At 54.9% G+C, this 17,982-nt stretch carries 13 protein-coding genes; all 13 read right to left on the reverse strand.

The genetic code is table 11. The features are described 5' to 3' along the window. Nucleotides 1–95: 95 nt before the first annotated feature. The gene (locus KNP74_RS10890; protein ID WP_214764265.1) at nt 96–1,967 is read right to left on the reverse strand and encodes a DUF7507 domain-containing protein; all 1,872 of its coding nucleotides are present in this window, start codon (nt 1,965–1,967) and stop codon (nt 96–98) included. Nucleotides 1,968–2,207: 240 nt separating this feature from the next. Beyond that, nucleotides 2,208–4,202, reverse strand: coding sequence for an NAD-dependent DNA ligase LigA (gene ligA / locus KNP74_RS10895; protein WP_214708836.1), 1,995 nt, complete (start codon nt 4,200–4,202; stop codon nt 2,208–2,210). Nucleotides 4,203–4,211: 9 nt separating this feature from the next. Continuing rightward, nucleotides 4,212–6,428 (reverse strand): DNA helicase PcrA, encoded by a 2,217-nt coding sequence (pcrA, locus tag KNP74_RS10900; RefSeq protein ID WP_214764267.1) that lies wholly within the window; start codon nt 6,426–6,428, stop codon nt 4,212–4,214. 38 nt (nt 6,429–6,466) lie between these two features. Then, nucleotides 6,467–7,144, reverse strand: coding sequence for a heptaprenylglyceryl phosphate synthase (gene pcrB, locus KNP74_RS10905; protein WP_214754293.1), 678 nt, complete (start codon nt 7,142–7,144; stop codon nt 6,467–6,469). A 93-nt stretch (nt 7,145–7,237) separates the two neighbouring features. Continuing rightward, on the reverse strand, nt 7,238–7,474 hold the full coding sequence (locus KNP74_RS10910) for a hypothetical protein (protein WP_131437309.1): 237 nt from the start codon (nt 7,472–7,474) through the stop codon (nt 7,238–7,240). Between the two features lie 12 nt (nt 7,475–7,486). After that, nucleotides 7,487–8,869, reverse strand: a complete 1,383-nt coding sequence (locus KNP74_RS10915) for a TrkH family potassium uptake protein (RefSeq protein WP_214764268.1) — start codon at nt 8,867–8,869, stop codon at nt 7,487–7,489. Nucleotides 8,870–8,905: 36 nt separating this feature from the next. Beyond that, nucleotides 8,906–9,211 carry a YerC/YecD family TrpR-related protein gene (locus KNP74_RS10920; protein WP_034781303.1) on the reverse strand — a complete coding sequence of 102 codons (306 nt, stop codon included), beginning with the start codon at nt 9,209–9,211 and terminating at the stop codon, nt 8,906–8,908. A gap of 67 nt (nt 9,212–9,278) precedes the next feature. Next, nucleotides 9,279–11,021: an adenine deaminase C-terminal domain-containing protein gene (locus KNP74_RS10925; protein WP_138860019.1), complete on the reverse strand. Its 1,743-nt coding sequence runs from the start codon at nt 11,019–11,021 to the stop codon at nt 9,279–9,281. A 179-nt stretch (nt 11,022–11,200) separates the two neighbouring features. Further along, a complete protein-coding gene (locus tag KNP74_RS10930) occupies nt 11,201–13,486 on the reverse strand; it encodes a putative bifunctional diguanylate cyclase/phosphodiesterase (protein WP_371816333.1) in 2,286 nt (761 codons plus the stop codon). A 99-nt stretch (nt 13,487–13,585) separates the two neighbouring features. Then, complete coding sequence (gene purD, locus KNP74_RS10935) at nt 13,586–14,839, reverse strand: phosphoribosylamine--glycine ligase (RefSeq protein ID WP_128123953.1); 1,254 nt, start codon at nt 14,837–14,839, stop codon at nt 13,586–13,588. 13 nt (nt 14,840–14,852) lie between these two features. After that, on the reverse strand, nt 14,853–16,373 hold the full coding sequence (gene purH, locus KNP74_RS10940) for a bifunctional phosphoribosylaminoimidazolecarboxamide formyltransferase/IMP cyclohydrolase (protein ID WP_214764270.1): 1,521 nt from the start codon (nt 16,371–16,373) through the stop codon (nt 14,853–14,855). Then, complete coding sequence (gene purN / locus KNP74_RS10945) at nt 16,370–16,948, reverse strand: phosphoribosylglycinamide formyltransferase (RefSeq protein WP_034781313.1); 579 nt, start codon at nt 16,946–16,948, stop codon at nt 16,370–16,372. Before purN ends, purH begins: the two co-directional genes overlap by 4 nt. Beyond that, nucleotides 16,945–17,979 carry a phosphoribosylformylglycinamidine cyclo-ligase gene (purM, locus tag KNP74_RS10950; RefSeq protein ID WP_138860024.1) on the reverse strand — a complete coding sequence of 345 codons (1,035 nt, stop codon included), beginning with the start codon at nt 17,977–17,979 and terminating at the stop codon, nt 16,945–16,947. The genes purN and purM overlap by 4 nt, the downstream gene beginning before the upstream one ends. Nucleotides 17,980–17,982: the final 3 nt, after the last annotated feature.

The following is a 17,982-nucleotide window of genomic DNA, read 5'->3' on the forward strand; positions in this document are numbered from 1 at the left end:
TATAACAAAATCGTCCGTCGAAAAAAGTGTCGAAGCGGAATCAGTCCCGATTCAAAGAAAAGCACCCCCCGTCTCGTGTCGGAGGGCGCCTGCAATCATGCTTTTGTGGATGGACGGCGCCGATGCGTCACGAACAAGAGCCCGAGCACGATCAAGACGAGTCCGAGTACCGTTCCCCACGTTTTTGTCGTGCCGGTCATCGGAAGGGTCGCTTGGTCTGGCGTCACCGGAGTCGTTGGTTCCGGCACATAAACCGATTCATCTTGGTCATCACGGTTATCGTTGCCCGGTTTTGGAAGGCTTTGCTTCACGTGCACCGTCGCCTCGGCCGTTCGGGACACACGCGCTTCACGATTGACCTCGAACGTGAACGTCGTCCGGTTCGTCAATACTGCGCCCGCTCGCACATCATAGGATGGCAAGAGTACTTTTTCCATCTCGAGCACGACTTCCTCACCTGGGATGAGTCCGTTCTCGACTTCAGCGAGAGCCTGCATGCCGTCTCGAAGCGTCTCGGTCGTCTCGCGCTGTTCTTTGGTCGTCAACGCCCCGCTCGTCCATTCATCGATGACATCGACAAAGTACAAGGTGACATTCGACGTGTTTGTGATTGTATACGTATAGCGAATCGCCTCGCCCGGGTGCACCACCCCTGGGCTCGCCACTTTCGTGACCGTGAAATCAGCTTGGTTCAATAAGACGATCTGTTGACTCTCGGCATCGACGACCCGTCCATAGGAATCGGTCGCGCCGACTCGGAACACGTTCCCGATCTCAGGAGCGTTCGTCCGGTCATAGTCGCTCGGGATTGTTAAGTTGACCGTCGCCTCGACGCGTTCACCTGCCGCAAGGCCGTTCTCCCCGATGAGCGCCATCAACTGCTCACGCACGTCGGCATTGAATGCTTCGACCTTATCAGCATCGATGTCGCCGCTAAAGAACTCATCTTCGATGGAGGTGATCGTGAGCGCCGTCTCGCCTGTGTTCTCGATGACGAACGTATACGGAATCACTCCGCCGACGACGGCTTGATCAATATTTGCCTCTTTACCGACCTCGAGGCCAATCGTCTCATTCGGTACGACCGTGACGGTCGCCTCGGCACATTCGGCCGGAATCAATTCATCTGCTCCTTCAACACCGATACAAAACGTATTCGTCACCACCGTCTCATCTGTCACGTCTGGTGCGAACACATCGAACTGGATTGTCGTCGTCCCGACCGGTATCGTCGGAAACGTCCAATCGAAGGCGGGTGGTCCACTCACGGTCGTCGGGGGTACCGAACCTTCCGGACCGAGAACTTCAACCGAGTCCGCGACGACGGTCAACGCTTCCGGGACCGTGTTGGATACGGAAAAATTCTCGACAGGGGCGCCCGTCACATCGATGACGAGCCGATACGTCACTAAATCTCCGCCTAACACACGCTCGATTGGCCCGTCGGCACCGAGCACCAATTGATCGATGGTAACTACTGGGGTGGCGGAGGGTGCAGTCACTTCTTCTGTGACAGGTTCTTCTGGCGATGGCTCTGATTCAACGAGCGGAGGCTCGACCGGTGTTTCAACGTCTGGAACTGTCTCTGTCCCGTCATCACCCGGCTCAGTCGACTCGCCCGCAAGTTCCTCAACATGAAATGCATAGACCGCGTCCGGGAACGAATAAGGAACGCCCTCACCATTATATAACGTGACTTGATCGATGGTCGTAACGTCAACGTCGGCCGCATCCACCATGAACCGCCAAATCGTTGACGATTCACGCGCCCCGTAGTACGTCACGTCGTCGTAAATCAGGCTTGCGTCGTCGTACGCTTCGATTTCTTCAGGGCTCAAATCAATTTGTGCATAAATTGGCGTTGGTGTCATTGTCGTGTTCGCGTAAACGCCATTCGGTGCCCACATGCCAATCAATACGAGGACGAATGTGATGAGTGCAAAGATGCGTCGGTTAGTGTTTCGCATGATGGTCCCCTCCTCTAAGGTGTCTGCCAAACTGTGACGAATGTCTGCGATGACACGCTCCGGCACGGAAGAGGGATAGAGGATGATTGTGCGCGAGTCGTGGTGTTAGTTCTTGGTGGCAAAAAGTATTTGTAGATACTATTCATTACCCTTCGCACGTTCCCACGAACCCGCCGTCATCCTAAAACAGTTGAAAATTAGGTCAATGAAAAAAGGCCTTCCACACGGAAGACCTTTCCTTCAAGATTGTTCTGCCAAGAAGGCGAGCAACGCCGCCTCGTCCCACACTTCGATGCCGAGCGACTCGGCTTTCGTCAGTTTCGAGCCAGCCTTCTCGCCGGCGACGAGGAGATCGGTGTTCTTGCTGACGCTGCCCGTGACGCTCGCACCAAGCAATTCAAGTTGCTTCCCGGCTTCGCCACGTGTCATCTCATGCAGTTTCCCGGTCAAGACGACCGTCTTTCCGGCGAGCGGCGCATCGGCGTCGACCGGTCGTTTCGCACCTTTGAACGTCAGATTGACACCTGCCGCTCCGAGGTCACGGACGAGGTCACGCGCTTCCGGCTTCTCGAAGTATAAGACGATTGATTCAGCCATCTTCGTACCGATGCCATCGATTGACGTCAAGTCGTCGATCGAGGCCTCCATGACCGCTTCCATCGTCTCGAACCGTTCCGCAATCAACGCGGCCGCTTTTTGTCCGACGAGGCGGATACCGAGCGCGAACAAGACGCGCTCGAGCGAGTTCTGTTTCGACTGCTCAATCGCCGCGAGCAAGTTCGTCACCGACGTTTCGCCCATCCGGTCGAGCTCGAGGAGCGCGTCCCGGTCGAGACGGTACAGGTCGGCCACGTTATGAACGAGCCCGGACGCGTGGAGTTGTGTGATTACTTTCTCGCCGAGCCCATCGATGTTCATCGCCGGGCGTGACACGAAATGAATCAGCCCTTCGAGCAGTTGGGCCGGGCATTCGGGATTGACGCAGCGGTGGTCCGCCTCTCCTTCTAAACGCACGAGTTCAGATTCACAGGCCGGGCAATGCGTCGGGAAGACGATTTCTGTCTCCTCCCCGGTACGCTCACTGACGAGCGCCGAGACGACGGCCGGGATGACGTCCCCGGCTTTCTTGATGACGACACGGTCTCCGATGTGGAGGTCCTTCTCTACAATGAAGTCCTCGTTATGGAGCGTCGCATACGTCACGGTCGATCCCGCGACCGAGACCGGTGCGAACCGTGCGCGTGGCGTGACTTTCCCGGTCCGCCCGACACTGAAGTCAACGTCTTCAATCGTCGTCACGACTTCTTCAGCCGGGAACTTATAGGCGACGGCCCAACGCGGACTCTTCGCCGTGAAGCCGAGCTGTTCTTGCTCTTCGTAAGCTGCGACTTTGATGACGATGCCGTCAATCTCATATGGTAGCTCCGACCGCTTCGTCACATACGTTTCAATATAGTCCCATAACTCATCGGCCGTATGACACGTCGTGTACTCTTGGCTGACGGCGATGCCGAGACGGCGCAAATATTCGAGCGACTCGTCATGCGAGGCGACGAGGTCGTCCGTCGAGACGAGCCCGTAGGCGAAGAACGCCAAGTTCCGCGACGCCGCGATTTTCGAGTCGAGCTGTCGGAGCGAACCTGCCGCCGCATTGCGCGGGTTGGCGAATAAAGGTTCCCCAAGACGTTCTCGCTCGTCATTCAAATGTTCGAACGACCGTTTCGGCATATATGCCTCACCGCGCACCTCGAACGTGACGTCCTCGTTCAACCGAAGCGGAATCGAGCGGATCGTCTTCAAGTTTTGCGTGATGTCTTCTCCGGTCGTCCCGTCACCGCGCGTCGCGCCACGGACGAGCCGACCGTCTTCGTATTTCAATGACACGGCGAGCCCGTCAAACTTGAGCTCGGCGACGAAGAGCGGACTGTAACCGAGATCTTTCTCGATGCGTTCGACCCATTCGACGAGCTCTTCTTTAGAAAACACGTTCCCGAGCGAGAGCATCGGCGTATCATGCGTCACTTTGACGAACGCGTCGAGCGGGGCACCGCCGACCCGTTGCGTCGGAGAGTCTGGACTCCGAAGTTCTGGATAGTCCGTCTCGATTTCAATCAATTCGTTCATGAGACGGTCGTATTCCGCATCCGGGACGCTCGGGCGGTCGAGCACATAATATTCATACCCGTATTGATTTAACTTTTGACGAATCGCTTCAACGCGTTCTGCCATCTCCATATAATCACCTCACGCTTTTTCGATTGGGGCAAACTTGGCGAGTAGGCGCTTGATGCCAACGGCCGGGAAGGCGATATCGAGTTCGAGCTGGTCGCCTTCGCCACGAGTCTGTACGACCGTGCCTTGTCCCCATTTTTTATGATTGGCCTTATCCCCGACGTTCCAACCGATTGATTCGGCGCCGGACGACTGGGCGAGTTTTGGTTTCGGTTTCGAACTGAAGCCGTTCACCGGAAGTTTCCCCGGCGACTCGACCGGATTCCATGGCATCGGCTTCTTCGCTTTGCCCGAACGCTCCAAGAGCGTCTCTGGCAACTCGTGCAAGAAGCGCGATTCCGGGTTGTTTTGGAAACGACCGTACAACATTCGAGATTGGGCCCGCGTCAAATAGAGACGTTTCTCGGCCCGTGTGATCCCGACGTAGGCGAGACGACGTTCTTCTTCCATCTCTTCCGGGTCGTTCAAGGCACGGCTGTGCGGGAACAACCCTTCTTCCATCCCAATCAAGAAGACGACTGGGAACTCGAGCCCTTTGGCCGAGTGGAGCGTCATGAGCGTCACTTGGTGCAACTCGTCGACTTCTTCGAGCGTGTCGAGGTCCGAGACGAGCGTCAAGTCGGTCAGGAAAGCGACGAGCGTTTGTTCATCGCTCTCTTTCTCGAAGTTTTGCGCGACCGAGAGGAACTCTTGCAAGTTCTCGAGGCGGCTCTCGGCTTCAAGCGTCTTCTCGATTTTGAGCATCTCTTCGTAGCCTGACTTCTTCAGCACTTCTTCAATCAATTCGGAAATCGACAAGTAGTCGGCCATTTGACGCAAATCGACCATCAATTGACGGAACTCGGCAAGCTTCGTCGCTGTGCGTGGGGCAATGCCCGACAGTTCGATGTCACGAATCGCTTCCATGAGCGACACACCTTGCATCCCGGCGAAGTCGCCGAGCTTATCGACCGTCGCGGCGCCGATGCCGCGCTTCGGTTCGTTGACGACACGGACGAAGGAGATGTCCTCGTCCGGGTTGGCGATCAAGCGCAAATACGCCAAAATGTCTTTGATTTCTTTTCGTTCATAGAACTTCGTCCCGCCGACCATCTTATACGGGATGTTCGACTTGAGGAGCATCTCTTCAAGTCCACGCGATTGAGCGTTCGTCCGATACAGAACGGCCATTTCGCCGTAATCGACGCCCTCTTGACGGAGTTCTTTCATCTGGTTGATGATAAAGAACGCTTCATCTCGATCATCCGAGGCGACGTGAAGGAGCAGTTTCTCCCCTTCGACGTTCTCGGTCCATAGCTTCTTATCTTTTCGGCTCGAGTTGTTTTGAATGACACCGTTTGCCGCTTCCAAAATCCGTTTCGTCGACCGATAGTTTTGTTCGAGCAAGATGACGTGCGCACTCGGGTAATCTTTCTCAAACGTCAAGATATTGGCGATATCGGCCCCGCGCCAGCGATAGATCGACTGGTCCGAGTCACCGACGACACACAAGTTCTCATGCGCTTGCGCGAGCAGTTTAACGAGCGTGTATTGGGCCCGGTTCGTATCTTGATACTCGTCGACATGGATGTATTGGAACTTCTTCTGATAAAACGCGAGCACGTCCGGCGCTTCTTGGAACAGCTGAATCGCCTTCATGATCAAGTCATCAAAGTCGAGCACGTTGTTTTGCTTCAACTTTTTCTCATACGCCGTATAGACGTCCGAGATGACTTTCTCGTATGGGTTGTTACCGACGAGTCCAGCCGCGTCTTGCGGCGTGCGGAGTTCGTTCTTATGGTTCGAGATCATGCCGAGGAGCGTCCGCGGCTCATATTTTTTCGGGTCAAGGTTCAGCTCTTTGAGCACTTGCTTGATTGCCGTCAACTGATCGGACGAGTCGAGAATCGAGAAGTTCCGGTCATAGCGGATACGATCGATGTCGCGGCGCAAAATCCGGACGCACATCGAGTGGAACGTCGAAATCCAAATATCGTCCGCGACACCGCCGACGAGGCGGGCGATCCGGTCTTTCATCTCGCGGGCCGCTTTGTTCGTGAACGTAATCGCGAGAATGTTCCACGGCGCGATTTGTTTCGACGCCATCAAGTAGGCGACGCGATGCGTCAAGACACGTGTTTTCCCAGACCCTGCCCCGGCCATGATGAGGAGCGGGCCGTCCGTATATTTGACCGCCTCCGCTTGCGGGGGGTTCATGCCTTTGACTAGTTCTTCACTCAAGTTATACATAATCGTTTCCTTTCTCTAACCAAACATTTGTTCTTATTTTATCGGAGTGCCGCGACAGTCGCAAGCGCTCCTTCGAAATTGTCATAAATCACATTACCGACGACGATCGTGTCCGCGTATGCGGCCATCGTCTGAGCTGATTCAAAATCGGTGATGCCGCCCCCATAAAACAAGTGGGCGTCCGGCACCGCTAAACGTACTTCTTTGATGAGCTCGACGGATCCCAGTGTGCCGCTATACTCCACGTAAAGCGAAGGCAAGCGGAACAAGCGATGACCGGCTTCTGCGTAAGCGACCGCCTCTTCGATGGAAAGGTCGGTTTTCGCCTCGGTCACACGGGCCACTTTCGCGTCCGGGTTCAAGACGATATAACCTTGTCCGGTCACCTGGTCATGAAACAAGTGTCCGTGTCGTTCAAACGCCTTCACTTGATGACCAATGAGCCAGTCGACAGTTCCTGCATTCAGGACGGTCGGAATAAAATAGTGATCGAAGCCTCGAACCACTTGCTCGGGGTGGCTCATCTCAAGCGCGAGCGGAATGCCGCACCCTTCGAGTCGGGCATAGAGCGCGAATGTGTTCTCCGCATCGACCCCGTCGGTCCCTCCGATGAGGAAGGCGTCCGTACCGGAGCGGATGAGCGCCGCGAGCGCCGAATCATCGAGCGGTTTATTCGGATCTAGTTTAAACACGTGGCGCCACGATTGAAAATCCATTCGGCTTCCCTCCCCTTCGATACCTTCTCTAGTGTAGCGATTTTTCCCGCCACTTGCATCTGTTGAACAAAAAAAGACTTGCCGAGGCAAGTCTCAAGCACGTCTCGCGTGCGTCTTTTGTTCGCGGGCCGTCATCCACTTGGCGACGAGCAGAGCGAACAGCCCGTACACCGGGATGAACCAGAGCGGATTCGCCAAGAAAAAGCCGAGCACGGGAATATCAAGTAGCGGAGAATCCGGTGAACAGAGCGCCGTTCCGTTCACAACCGCGATGAACGGCAACACCGGGACGGCGAACACGTAACCGAAATTGATCCAAAAAGCTTTCATGTTCTGAGCTCCTTACCCTAAGATGATTGATTCTTTCGGATAGTTGTACATCCGTTTCGGCTGTCTCCGCTGCAAAATCAAGATGAAGGCGATGACACCGATGCGTCCAATGAACATTAAAATGGTGAGCACCCACTTGCCGACGTTACTAAATTCGGACGATAGCCCGACCGACAACCCGGTCGTCCCGAACGCCGAGCACGCTTCGAACAAGATGCGCGTGAGCGATGCGTCTTCGAAGAACGTCAGCACCATGACCCCGGTCAACAGGACGGCCAGAGACACGGTAATGATGACGAACGCTTTCCAAATGTCCTCGAGCACGATCTCACGTCCGAAGATTTTGATGGACGAGTCCCCGCGAATGAACGCGACGACCCCGAGCACGGCGACGGCGAACGTCGTCGTCCGAATCCCCCCACCGACCGAGGACGGTGACGCCCCGATGAACATCAGAATCGAGAGCAGCAACATGCTGCCTTCCGAGAACAAGTTGACATCAACGGTCGACAACCCCCCGTTTCGCGTCGTCACGGACTGGAACAACGAGTCCGAGAGTGCGAGCCAGAGCGGTAATTCTTTGAAGGCGTTATTGTATTCAAATAGAAACAAGCCGACGGTCCCGACCGCAATCAAGATGAAAAACGTCGATACCGTCAATTTCGTAAACAACGAGAAGCGGCGCGGGAAATTCTCGCGTTTTCGCATAATGCGGTTCGTCAAATATGTGCGAATCTCGACGAGGACCGGGAAACCGATGGCACCACCGGTCATGAGCGCGATTTGCGTAAAGATGACGAACGGGTCTTCCCGGAACGGTGCGAGCGAACTGCCGGTGATATCGAACCCGGCGTTCGTCGTCGCACTGATTGAGCCGAACAGGCCTTGCAGGAACGCTTCGTTGGCCGTATCAAAGTAATTTAAGTAATGGACCCCAAGCAACACCGCACCGATCGCTTCAATCGTGATAACGGTGATGACAATCTCAGTGATATATTTGATAATCCCTGCCATCGACGTCTGGTTCTGGTCCCGTAAAATCAGCTGCCGCTCGCGAAAGCCAATCCGCTTCCCGAGCAAGATCCACATGATGACGTGCAAACTGATCAGACCGACCCCGCTCACTTGAACGATGAACAGGATGATGAACAGCCCGAACGTCGAAAACGTATCCGTCACGACGATTGGCGTCAAGCCGGTGACACTGACACAGCTGACCGCGAAAAAGACGAGATCGGTGAACGTGATGGTGACGCCCGGTTGTCGCGCAATCGGTAAAGCGAGCAAAATGACGGCCAACACGACCGCCGCGCTATAAATCAACACGAGTGTCTGGACCGGTGTCAACTTCCGAAAGAACAGCTGTAAATTTCGCTTCATAAAATTGTCTTGCATCTCGCCCCTCCTCTCCCATCAAAAACAAGATGACTCTTACGAGTCACCTTCTGATTGTTGTAGACGTTCAAGGGCAAGATCATAGCCGCCTGACCCGTAGTTCAAGCAACGCTTGACGCGGGAAATCGTGGCCGTCGAAGCTCCTGTCGCTTCTTCAATTTTATGGTACGTGCTACCTTCACGAATTTGGCGGGCCACTTCTAGCCGTTGGGCGAGCGCCTGCACTTCGTTCACGGTCGCTAAATCTTCAAATAGTTGATAACAATCTTCGAGTGTATCGAGCTTCAAAATCGCCTCAAACAGCTGATCGAGCTCTCGTCCTCGTAATTTATCGAGTTGCATCCGCAAGCATCCTCTCTCATCGTACTTCTTTATCATTCTAAAGCACGACCGGCTCGGACTCAACTGTTCATCGCAAAATTGCCGGAAATAGTATTTGTTTCTTCATCACTTCGTAAATTCCGAGCGGTGTGGCCCGCACATATGGCAAGTGCGTCGACGCCAAGAACAAGAGCGTATAGATTGGGTCTTCAAACTTGTAACCACGCGTGAGCAGCTCGGACCGCAACCCTTCTTCCTGGACAATCAACTGTTCAATCGGCTCCTTCGACGTCATGCCACAGAGCGGGAGCGGAATTTCCGCGATAATCTCACCACGGTCGACGAGGACGATACCGCCGCCGAGCTGTTTCATCCGTTCGAACGCCGTCAGCATGTCTTGTTTACATTTCCCTAAGATTAAGTAGTCGCCACTAATCGAATACGAGCTGACGAGCCCGCCAAAGTCGTGGGCGAATCCTTTCAGTACCGTATTGAGTCGCCATTTTCCTTCTTTATCGAGCAGCATGAGGAACGACTCGTCCCCGTCACGTGGCAATTCGTCTTGACCGGTGTCGTGCGAGATTTTGAACAGTTTCATGATGACCGAGTTGACCATATCGAGCCCGACAGGCATGCTGAACGACAGATCGTTCGGCGTCAGTTCGATGTCGACGTCCGTCGACGGCATGAGCGCGAGCGCCGCATCGACGAGCTCGTTCGGGAACAACGATGCCCCGTCCCGGTAAATCCATTGCCCTTTGGCGATGACGGCGGACGGGCGCGGCTCGTCGATCGCATCAAGAATATTGAGATGGGCGATGCGTCCCGGCGCAATCGAACCGAGGATGTGATCGAGCCCAAAGTGTCGCGCCACGTTCAATGACACGATGCGGTACGCCTCAATCGGCGGCAATCCGGCCTCAATCATGATCTTGATAAGCGCGTCTTGCAGCCCGTCTTGATAAAATCCTGGCGTCGACCCGTCTGTCGTGACCATCACATGATCGAACGCCTCGAGTCCGGCGTCGAGCAGACCACGGATGAGTCCCGGAAGGTCAGGACGAATCGAAGAATGACGGAGTGTCGTCGTATAGCCGTGTTCGAGCCGGCAGAGCGCTTCTTCGGCCGCCATCGCTTCATGGTCGCTGTGAACACCCATCAGCGCCATCTTCGTCAACGTCTTCGCCGAGGCACCCGGGAAATGTCCTTCGACCGGGAGCCCGCACGTCTCCGCGTCGAGCATCCACTGCAACATCTCGTCATCGCCTTTCAACGTGCGCGGCCATGCCGTCAATTCACCGGCCATGATGACGTCCGGATGATTGAACCAGTCGTGAATCCGCTCGGAATCGACAAGGACACTGTCCCGGTCGAGCTCGGTCTGTGTATCGAGACGCGCCCACCAATATGTGCTCGTCGGAAGCTGTTGGATCGCATCGAGTTGCGCAAACGCTTGCTCCTTATTTTGTAAAAAAAGAAGCATGTTGTCATTCACGAGCGTCGTCGTCCCCCGCTCGCCTGCATACTTCGACAGCGTCGCCGGATTATAAAGTTGGAATGGATGCGCATGTGGCTCGATATAGCCAGGCACGATATATTTTCCGGATACGTCCACCGTCTCGACGGCCGCTTTCGGTACATCTGGCCCGACATAGACGATCCGGTCATGCTCGATCCAAATATTTGCTTGTTTCCACTGCTTCACGTACATGTTCAAGTACGTGGCATTCGTCAATACGAGCGAAGGTGGCCTGACTTGGCTCACGACTTCTAGTTGTGACCGAATCATCGCTTTAGACCACGGTGCCCGCGCCGATCGTTTTGTTGGCATCGAACCCAATCCTCCCTTAATCGCCTCGCCATTATTATCAGACAATAATTTTGTAAGCGTTTTCTTTCATCTGTTTCAAGTTTACATTTTCTATGAAAGGGTCGCAAGTTATGTTGCTAATTGTAACGGAATTCACATGAAATTCACACAAATAAAGACACCTCCCGCAGGAAGTGTCTTCACCAGTCATACATCGTGACCGTTTTCTTCAAGTAATGCTCAAGTTGTGCCAGCGGAACCGGTTTGCTGTAATGGTAACCTTGGATGAGCGAACTGCTATGTTCGAGCACGAACGCGAGCTGCTCCGGACGCTCCACACCTTCCGTGACGATATCGAGACCGAGTGTATGGAACGTTTGATATAACCCTTCAAGCAAGGCCCGGTCGAACGTGTTCTCGGGAATCCCTTTGACAAAGTTTTGATCGATTTTAATAATATCGAGTTGAAGCGACTGCAAGAACGAGAGCGACGATGTCCCGACACCAAAGTCATCGAGCGAGATTTTGACGCCGATCGCTTTGAGCGCGTGAATGAACTGCTGAAGCTCATACAGATTCCCGCCGACCTCACTCTCGGTGATTTCGACATGAAGGCGATGAGGGTCAAATCCCGTTTCGGTCAGCACGTGTTCCAATGAAGCTAAAAACGACCCGTCGGCGATTTGGCGTTTCGATACGTTGATCGAGAGGAACAAGTGATGTCGTTCCACATGATCCTTCATCTCCGTGACCGCCTGTACGAGCACCCAGCGTCCCAAGTCCGAGATAAGGCCGAGCTGCTCGGCCACTGGGATGAACAGGCCAGGGGAAATCTGACCTTTGCCCGGATGATTCCAGCGAATGAGCGCCTCGACTCCCCGTACTGCAAACGGCCGTGGCGATACGATCGGCTGATAATACAGTTCAAACTCATCATGTTCGAGGGCATGGCGCAAATCGCGTTCCATCTCGAGCGTCTGCAAATAATGGCTCCCGTCCTCGATTTCTTGGAACGTCAAGACACGGTTCTTCCCTGACAGTTTCGCTTCGTGAATGACCACGTCGAGCCGCCCCATCATGACCTCATACGTGTGTTGCGGCTCGGCATAGGTGAACACATCGATGCCGATTGTCGCCGCCATCCCTTTCACACCGTTGACATGGGCCCAGTCCTTCAAGTCTTTCGTCAAGTGCCGGGCGACCGGTTGGAGCTGGTCAAGTGTCCAGCCCGGATGGACGAGCATGAACTCATCGGCACCGATGCGAGCGACGAACCCGTCTTCTTTATAGAAGTTGAGCCGTGAGGCGAGATAGATGAGAACAGAATCACCCGTCCGATGTCCGTATTGGTCGTTGATCCGGCGGAAGTCATCCAAATCCAATCCGAGCACTCCGATCCGTTCCTGCTTTCCACGCACGGTCGAGAAATAATCTTCTAGCGCGAGCCGGTTCGGAAGAAGCGTCAATGCGTCTCGGAACGCCCGGTCGATCACTTCGGCGCGCGTATCTTCGAGTGCCGCGAGCACCTCGTTCATACTCGTCGCCATCTGTTCGATTTCGTCGTGGCTGTGCGCGTCCCGACTGAGGCGGAGTCGGCTGTCCCGCTCAAGTGTGATGATCTTCAACTCACTCACGATCTCCATCAGCCGCCGAATCACGACCCGGTGAATCGTCCATAACAAAGAGAAGAACAGACCGAACCCGAGGATGACGAGCGCGAACATGCCGAGCCGCAACATCGTGACCGTATTTTCGTAGTGCGTTTGCGCGACGGTGAAACCAACTTCATAATCCGCTTGCTGAAACACCGTGTCGAGTGGGATCACCACATCGGTCCCATCCGTCCCGCTCTTGATGATTGTCTCTTCTAGACGAGCCGGCTGAATTGTCAATGGTATCTTCGTCTGGGCACTTATATCTGCCATGACCGTCGAATCGACGAATTCGAGCATGATGAGCGTTCCTTGTCGTGGTCCACTACTGTCACTTCGTAGAATCGGATGGCTGACATATAACATCGGGCCAAAATCACTCGCGTATATGCCGTTCTGTGCATCGCTCCGATTGGTCAAGCGAGAGGTAACCGCCCGGATGATCGCTTGTTGGTCGGCTTTCGACAAAGACATGTCTGTCGAACGAAACGCCGAGTAGAAAGCTTCCCCCTCGCTGTCCAAATAGACGATAGCGTTGACGCTCAAGTTCTCGAGCGACTCTTCACTGATGTTACTTTGGATATAAGCGGCATTTCGTCGCTGCACGAACGTGTACGTATCATTCCAGACAGCCCAGTCGATGAGTGTGCGTTCGAGTGTGCTCTTCCGATTGGCGAGCGTCTCAGATACGCTCGCGATTTGACTCTCGACCGTTTGACGATCTTGCTCCATGCTTTTCTCGATGAAATATGGTCGTACCCCAAAAAAGATGACACCGACAAACACAATTATATTCACGGCCACCGCAATCATGAGCTTCGTCCGAATGCGCACGTCGACCACCTTCTTCCTTCAATCTACTCCATTATTGTAGAGCAGGAAGTACGGATTCCCTTCTTTTCGCATGAAAAAAAGGACGGGTTGACCCATCCTTTAAAAAATCTGAGCCAACGCCCGCCCTCCGATATCACGCCGGTAAAACGTCTGTGGCAAATCAAGTTGTTCGAGTGCCGTATAGACGGCCGTCTTCGCTTCAAGCAACGTCGGTTTCGTCGACGTGAGGACGAACAATCGCCCTCCGTTACCGATGATGTGGGTCCCGTCCCGGGTCGTCCCCGCATGAAACACGAGCACATCGTCTGGCAAGTCGCCGAAGCCTGACAGTACCTGGCCGGTCGTCGCTCGATCAGGATAGCCTTCTGCCGCGACGACGACTCCAATCGTATAGCCTTCTACCCATTCAATCGGATACGGTTTTTGGTCCACGACCGCCTCAATGACGCCGAGGAGAGGAGATGCCAAGTTCGGGAGAATGACCTCGGTCTCGGGATCGCCAAATCGAGCGTTGAACTCGATCACTTTCGGACCATCCGCCGTCAAGATGAGGCCCGCATACAAGAACCCTTCGAACGGTGTGCCCCGCTCGACCATCGTCCGCGCCAGCGGGAAGAGGACGCGTTCGACGGCTTCCTTATACACAACATCATCCAAGTGAGGCATCGGACTGTAGGCGCCCATGCCGCCCGTGTTCGGTCCTGCGTCTCCGTCATAGGCACGCTTATGATCTTGTGACGTGATCATCGGGATAACGTGCTCCCCAGAGACGAACGCCATGAGCGAAAACTCTTCTCCATCCAAAAACTCTTCGATGACGACACGTGATTGGTCCCCGAACTTATCGGTATCGAAAATGTCATGGATGGCTGCTCTCGCCTCTTCAAGTGTGAACGCGACGGTCACCCCTTTACCGGCGGCAAGTCCGTCCGCTTTGACGACGAGCGGTGCTTCGAGTTGATCGATATGTCGGAGCGCTGACTCGGCGTCGGTGAACGTGTCGTACCCTGCGGTCGGGATATTGGCTTCGCGCATCACTTCTTTCGCGAACGCTTTACTGCCTTCAAGCAACGCCGCCGCCTTCGTCGGTCCGAAGATTTTTTGTCCTTGAGCTTGAAACACATCGACGACACCGGCCATGAGGGCCGACTCTGGACCAACGATCGTCCAGTCAACCGCCTCGCGTTTCGCAAACTCGACGAGGTCAGAGACATCTGTCTCTTCGATTGGTACACACGTCACGTCGCCCATATTAAGATTACCCGGAGCGACGAACACCTCATGTCCGTCTTGTCTCAACTTCCAAGCGAGCGCGTGCTCACGCCCGCCGCGTCCAATGACGAGTACGTTCATCTTATCGCTCCTCTCAATGTTTGAAGTGTCGAACTGACGTGAACACCATCGTGATGCCGTGACGGTTCGCCGCTTCAATCGACTCCTCGTCACGAATTGATCCGCCTGGTTGAATGATGGCCGTGATCCCGGCTGCGGCTGCGGCTTCGACCGTGTCCCCCATCGGGAAGAATGCATCGCTACCGAGCGCGGCACCCGTAGCACGTTCACCTGCTTGTTCGAAAGCGATTTTCGCCGCGCCGACGCGGTTCATCTGTCCCGCTCCGATGCCGATTGTCGTCTCGTCTTTGGCGACGACGATGGCGTTTGATTTCACGTGTTTAACGACACGCCACGCAAGTTTCAAGTCCTCCCATTCAGACGCCGTCGGGCGACGGTCGGTCACAATTTGGCATGACGCATCATCGAGTGTGACGTCGTCCCCATCTTGTACGAGGAGACCGCCCGCGACGGCTGTCAAGCGCATCCCTGTCATCTGGCCCATATCAAGCGTCAATAACCGAAGATTCTTTTTCTCTTTCAATCGGTCAAGTGCTGCCTCACTAAAGGATGGCGCGATGATGATTTCTAGGAAGATGTTACGGAGGGCCTCTGCCGTCTCCACATCGACTTCACGGTTCAAGGCGACGATGCCACCGAAAATCGAGACCGGATCGGCCGCATGGGCTCTTGAGAACGCTTGGCTGATTGTCTGTCCGACAGCGACACCACATGGGTTCATATGTTTGACGACGACCGCTGCCGGCTCCGTCAATTCGCTGAGCGCCTCGAGCGCCGCATTCGTATCTTGGATATTGTTATATGAGAGTTCTTTGCCATGGAGCTGCTCCGCGTTCGCGAGCGTCATCCCGTGATAGAGCGGCGTCTTATAAAACGCTGCCTGCTGGTGCGGGTTTTCCCCGTAACGGAGGTCTTGTACTTTCTCATACGTGACCGTGAGCTGTTCCGGGAACGTCTCGCCGATCTGCTGACCTAAATAGTCGGCAATCAAGGCGTCATACGCCGCCGTGTGACGGAACGCTTTTGTGGCAAGACGTTGACGTGTTTCGAACGTCGTCCCGCCGGCACGAACCGCTTCGGCCACATGACCGTAGTCGGCCGGGTCGACGACGACCGTCACGCTGGCATGGTTTTTCGCGGCCGAACGGAGCATGCTTGGTCCGCCGATATCGATATTCTCAATCGCTTCATCATACGTCGCGTTCTCTTTCGCAATCGTTTCTTTGAACGGGTACAAGTTGACGACGACATAGTCGATTGGCTCGATGTCGTGGTCTTTCATCTGTTCGACGTGCGAATCTAAATCGCGGCGTCCGAGAAGTCCGCCATGTACGAACGGATGGAGCGTCTTCACGCGACCGTCGAGCATCTCTGGGAACGATGTCACTTCCGAGATATTTTTTACGGGAAGACCGGCCGCGATGAGCGCCGCTTCCGTCCCGCCTGTCGAAATGAGTTCGATGCCCGCTTCATGCAACGCCTGCGCGAGCTCGACGATTCCTGTTTTATCTGACACACTCAGTAATGCTCTCACTTGAAAACCTCCTGTTGGATAAACACTTGTTGTAGTACGTGCGGATAGAGCTGATGCTCGACCGCTTGGATGCGTCTTGCCGCTTCGGCCGCATCACAGCCTGCGATGGCGACGTCTTGTTGGGCGATGATTGGTCCCGTATCCATCCCGGCATCGACGTAATGAACGGTGACACCGCTCGTCGGCACGTTCGCCGCGAGCGCCTGACCGATGGCGTCTTTTCCAGGGAACGCCGGTAAGAGCGATGGATGGATGTTGATAATACGGTTCGGATATGCTGACAGCAATACGTCCCCAATCAACCGCATATACCCGGCCAAGACGATATAGTCGGCGCCGAGCGTCTGTAACAAGACGAGAATCTCTTGTTCGAATTCCGCTTTTGACGCATATGCCTTCGGTTCGAACGAGAAGCTCGCGATGTTGAACCGATCCGCCCGCTCGAGTACTTTCGCTTCTGGTTTGTCCGTGACGAGCAGGACACATTCCCCTGACAAGTCGCCTCGGTCGATGGCTTGCCAAATCGCTTCGGCGTTGCTACCGGACCCGGAGGCGAAGATGGCAAACTTTTTCACTGGTCGACCCCCATGATGCGGACGCCCGGTTTGGCATCAACTTTCCCGATACGGTGCGACGTCTCTCCGGCGCGTTCGAGTGCGGCTTCGACGACTTCGACATCTTCAGGCCGGACCGTGATCATGAAGCCGATGCCCATATTGAATACGTTGAACATCTCTTGTTTCGAGACGTGCCCGACTTGCTCGAGCCAGTCGAACACGGGCAGGCTCGGCCAATTCGAGGCATCGAATGTGACACCGAGGCCTTCCGGCAGCATGCGTGGCACGTTCTCGTAAAAACCGCCGCCCGTGATGTGGGCCATGCCTTGGACACGCCCCGTCGCGATGGCCGCTTTCGCAGCCTCGGAATAGATGCGTGTCGGCAACAAAAGGGCGTTCCCGAGCGTCGTATCGAGCATGGCGATCTCATCAGTGTAGGCGAGCCCTTGCGACTCGACGATATGGCGGACGAGCGAGAATCCGTTCGAATGGACACCTGATGATGCTAAACCTAGGACGATGTCCCCCGCTTCGATTGTCCGTCCATCGATCAGTGCTTCCTTCTCGACGACACCGACGGCGAATCCAGCGATATCGTACTCGCCGTCCGGATACATACCCGGCATCTCGGCCGTCTCGCCTCCGACGAGGGCACAGCCCGCTTGGACGCAACCTTCGGCGACCCCTGCGACGATGCGCTCAAGTTTGGCCGGTTCTGCCTTGCCGGTCGCGATATAGTCTAAGAAATAAAGCGGTTCGGCCCCGTGGACGAGACAGTCGTTGACACACATCGCCACACAGTCAATTCCAATCGTATCATGTTGGTCGAGCGCGAACGCGAGTTTGAGTTTCGTGCCGACCCCATCCGTTCCGCTGACGAGAATCGGATGTTTCAACTGCATCGAGCCGAGGTCGATCATCGCCCCAAAACTGCCGAGCCCGGTCATCACTTCTGGACGCATCGTCCGTGCAACGTGACGCTTCATGCGTGATACTGCTTCATAGCCTGCTTCTAAATTCACACCCGCTTGTTCATATCTTAAACTCATCGT

It is taken from the genome of Exiguobacterium sp. s141 (assembly GCF_018618085.1).
GTDB classification, from domain to species: Bacteria; Bacillota; Bacilli; order Exiguobacteriales; family Exiguobacteriaceae; genus Exiguobacterium; species Exiguobacterium mexicanum_A.

Excerpts from the sequence above, each read along its gene's own strand:
- KNP74_RS10920 (WP_034781303.1), bottom strand. The coding sequence starts at position 9,211 with ATGCAACTCGATAAATTACGAGGACGAGAGCTCGATCAGCTGTTTGAG.
- KNP74_RS10925 (WP_138860019.1), bottom strand. The coding sequence starts at position 11,021 with ATGCCAACAAAACGATCGGCGCGGGCACCGTGGTCTAAAGCGATGATT.
- pcrA (WP_214764267.1), bottom strand. The coding sequence starts at position 6,428 with ATGTATAACTTGAGTGAAGAACTAGTCAAAGGCATGAACCCCCCGCAA.
- KNP74_RS10915 (WP_214764268.1), bottom strand. The coding sequence starts at position 8,869 with ATGCAAGACAATTTTATGAAGCGAAATTTACAGCTGTTCTTTCGGAAG.
- KNP74_RS10890 (WP_214764265.1), bottom strand. The coding sequence starts at position 1,967 with ATGCGAAACACTAACCGACGCATCTTTGCACTCATCACATTCGTCCTC.
- purM (WP_138860024.1), bottom strand. The coding sequence starts at position 17,979 with ATGAGTTTAAGATATGAACAAGCGGGTGTGAATTTAGAAGCAGGCTAT.
- KNP74_RS10910 (WP_131437309.1), bottom strand. The coding sequence starts at position 7,474 with ATGAAAGCTTTTTGGATCAATTTCGGTTACGTGTTCGCCGTCCCGGTG.
- purD (WP_128123953.1), bottom strand. The coding sequence starts at position 14,839 with ATGAACGTACTCGTCATTGGACGCGGCGGGCGTGAGCACGCGCTCGCT.
- ligA (WP_214708836.1), bottom strand. The coding sequence starts at position 4,202 with ATGGAGATGGCAGAACGCGTTGAAGCGATTCGTCAAAAGTTAAATCAA.
- pcrB (WP_214754293.1), bottom strand. The coding sequence starts at position 7,144 with ATGGATTTTCAATCGTGGCGCCACGTGTTTAAACTAGATCCGAATAAA.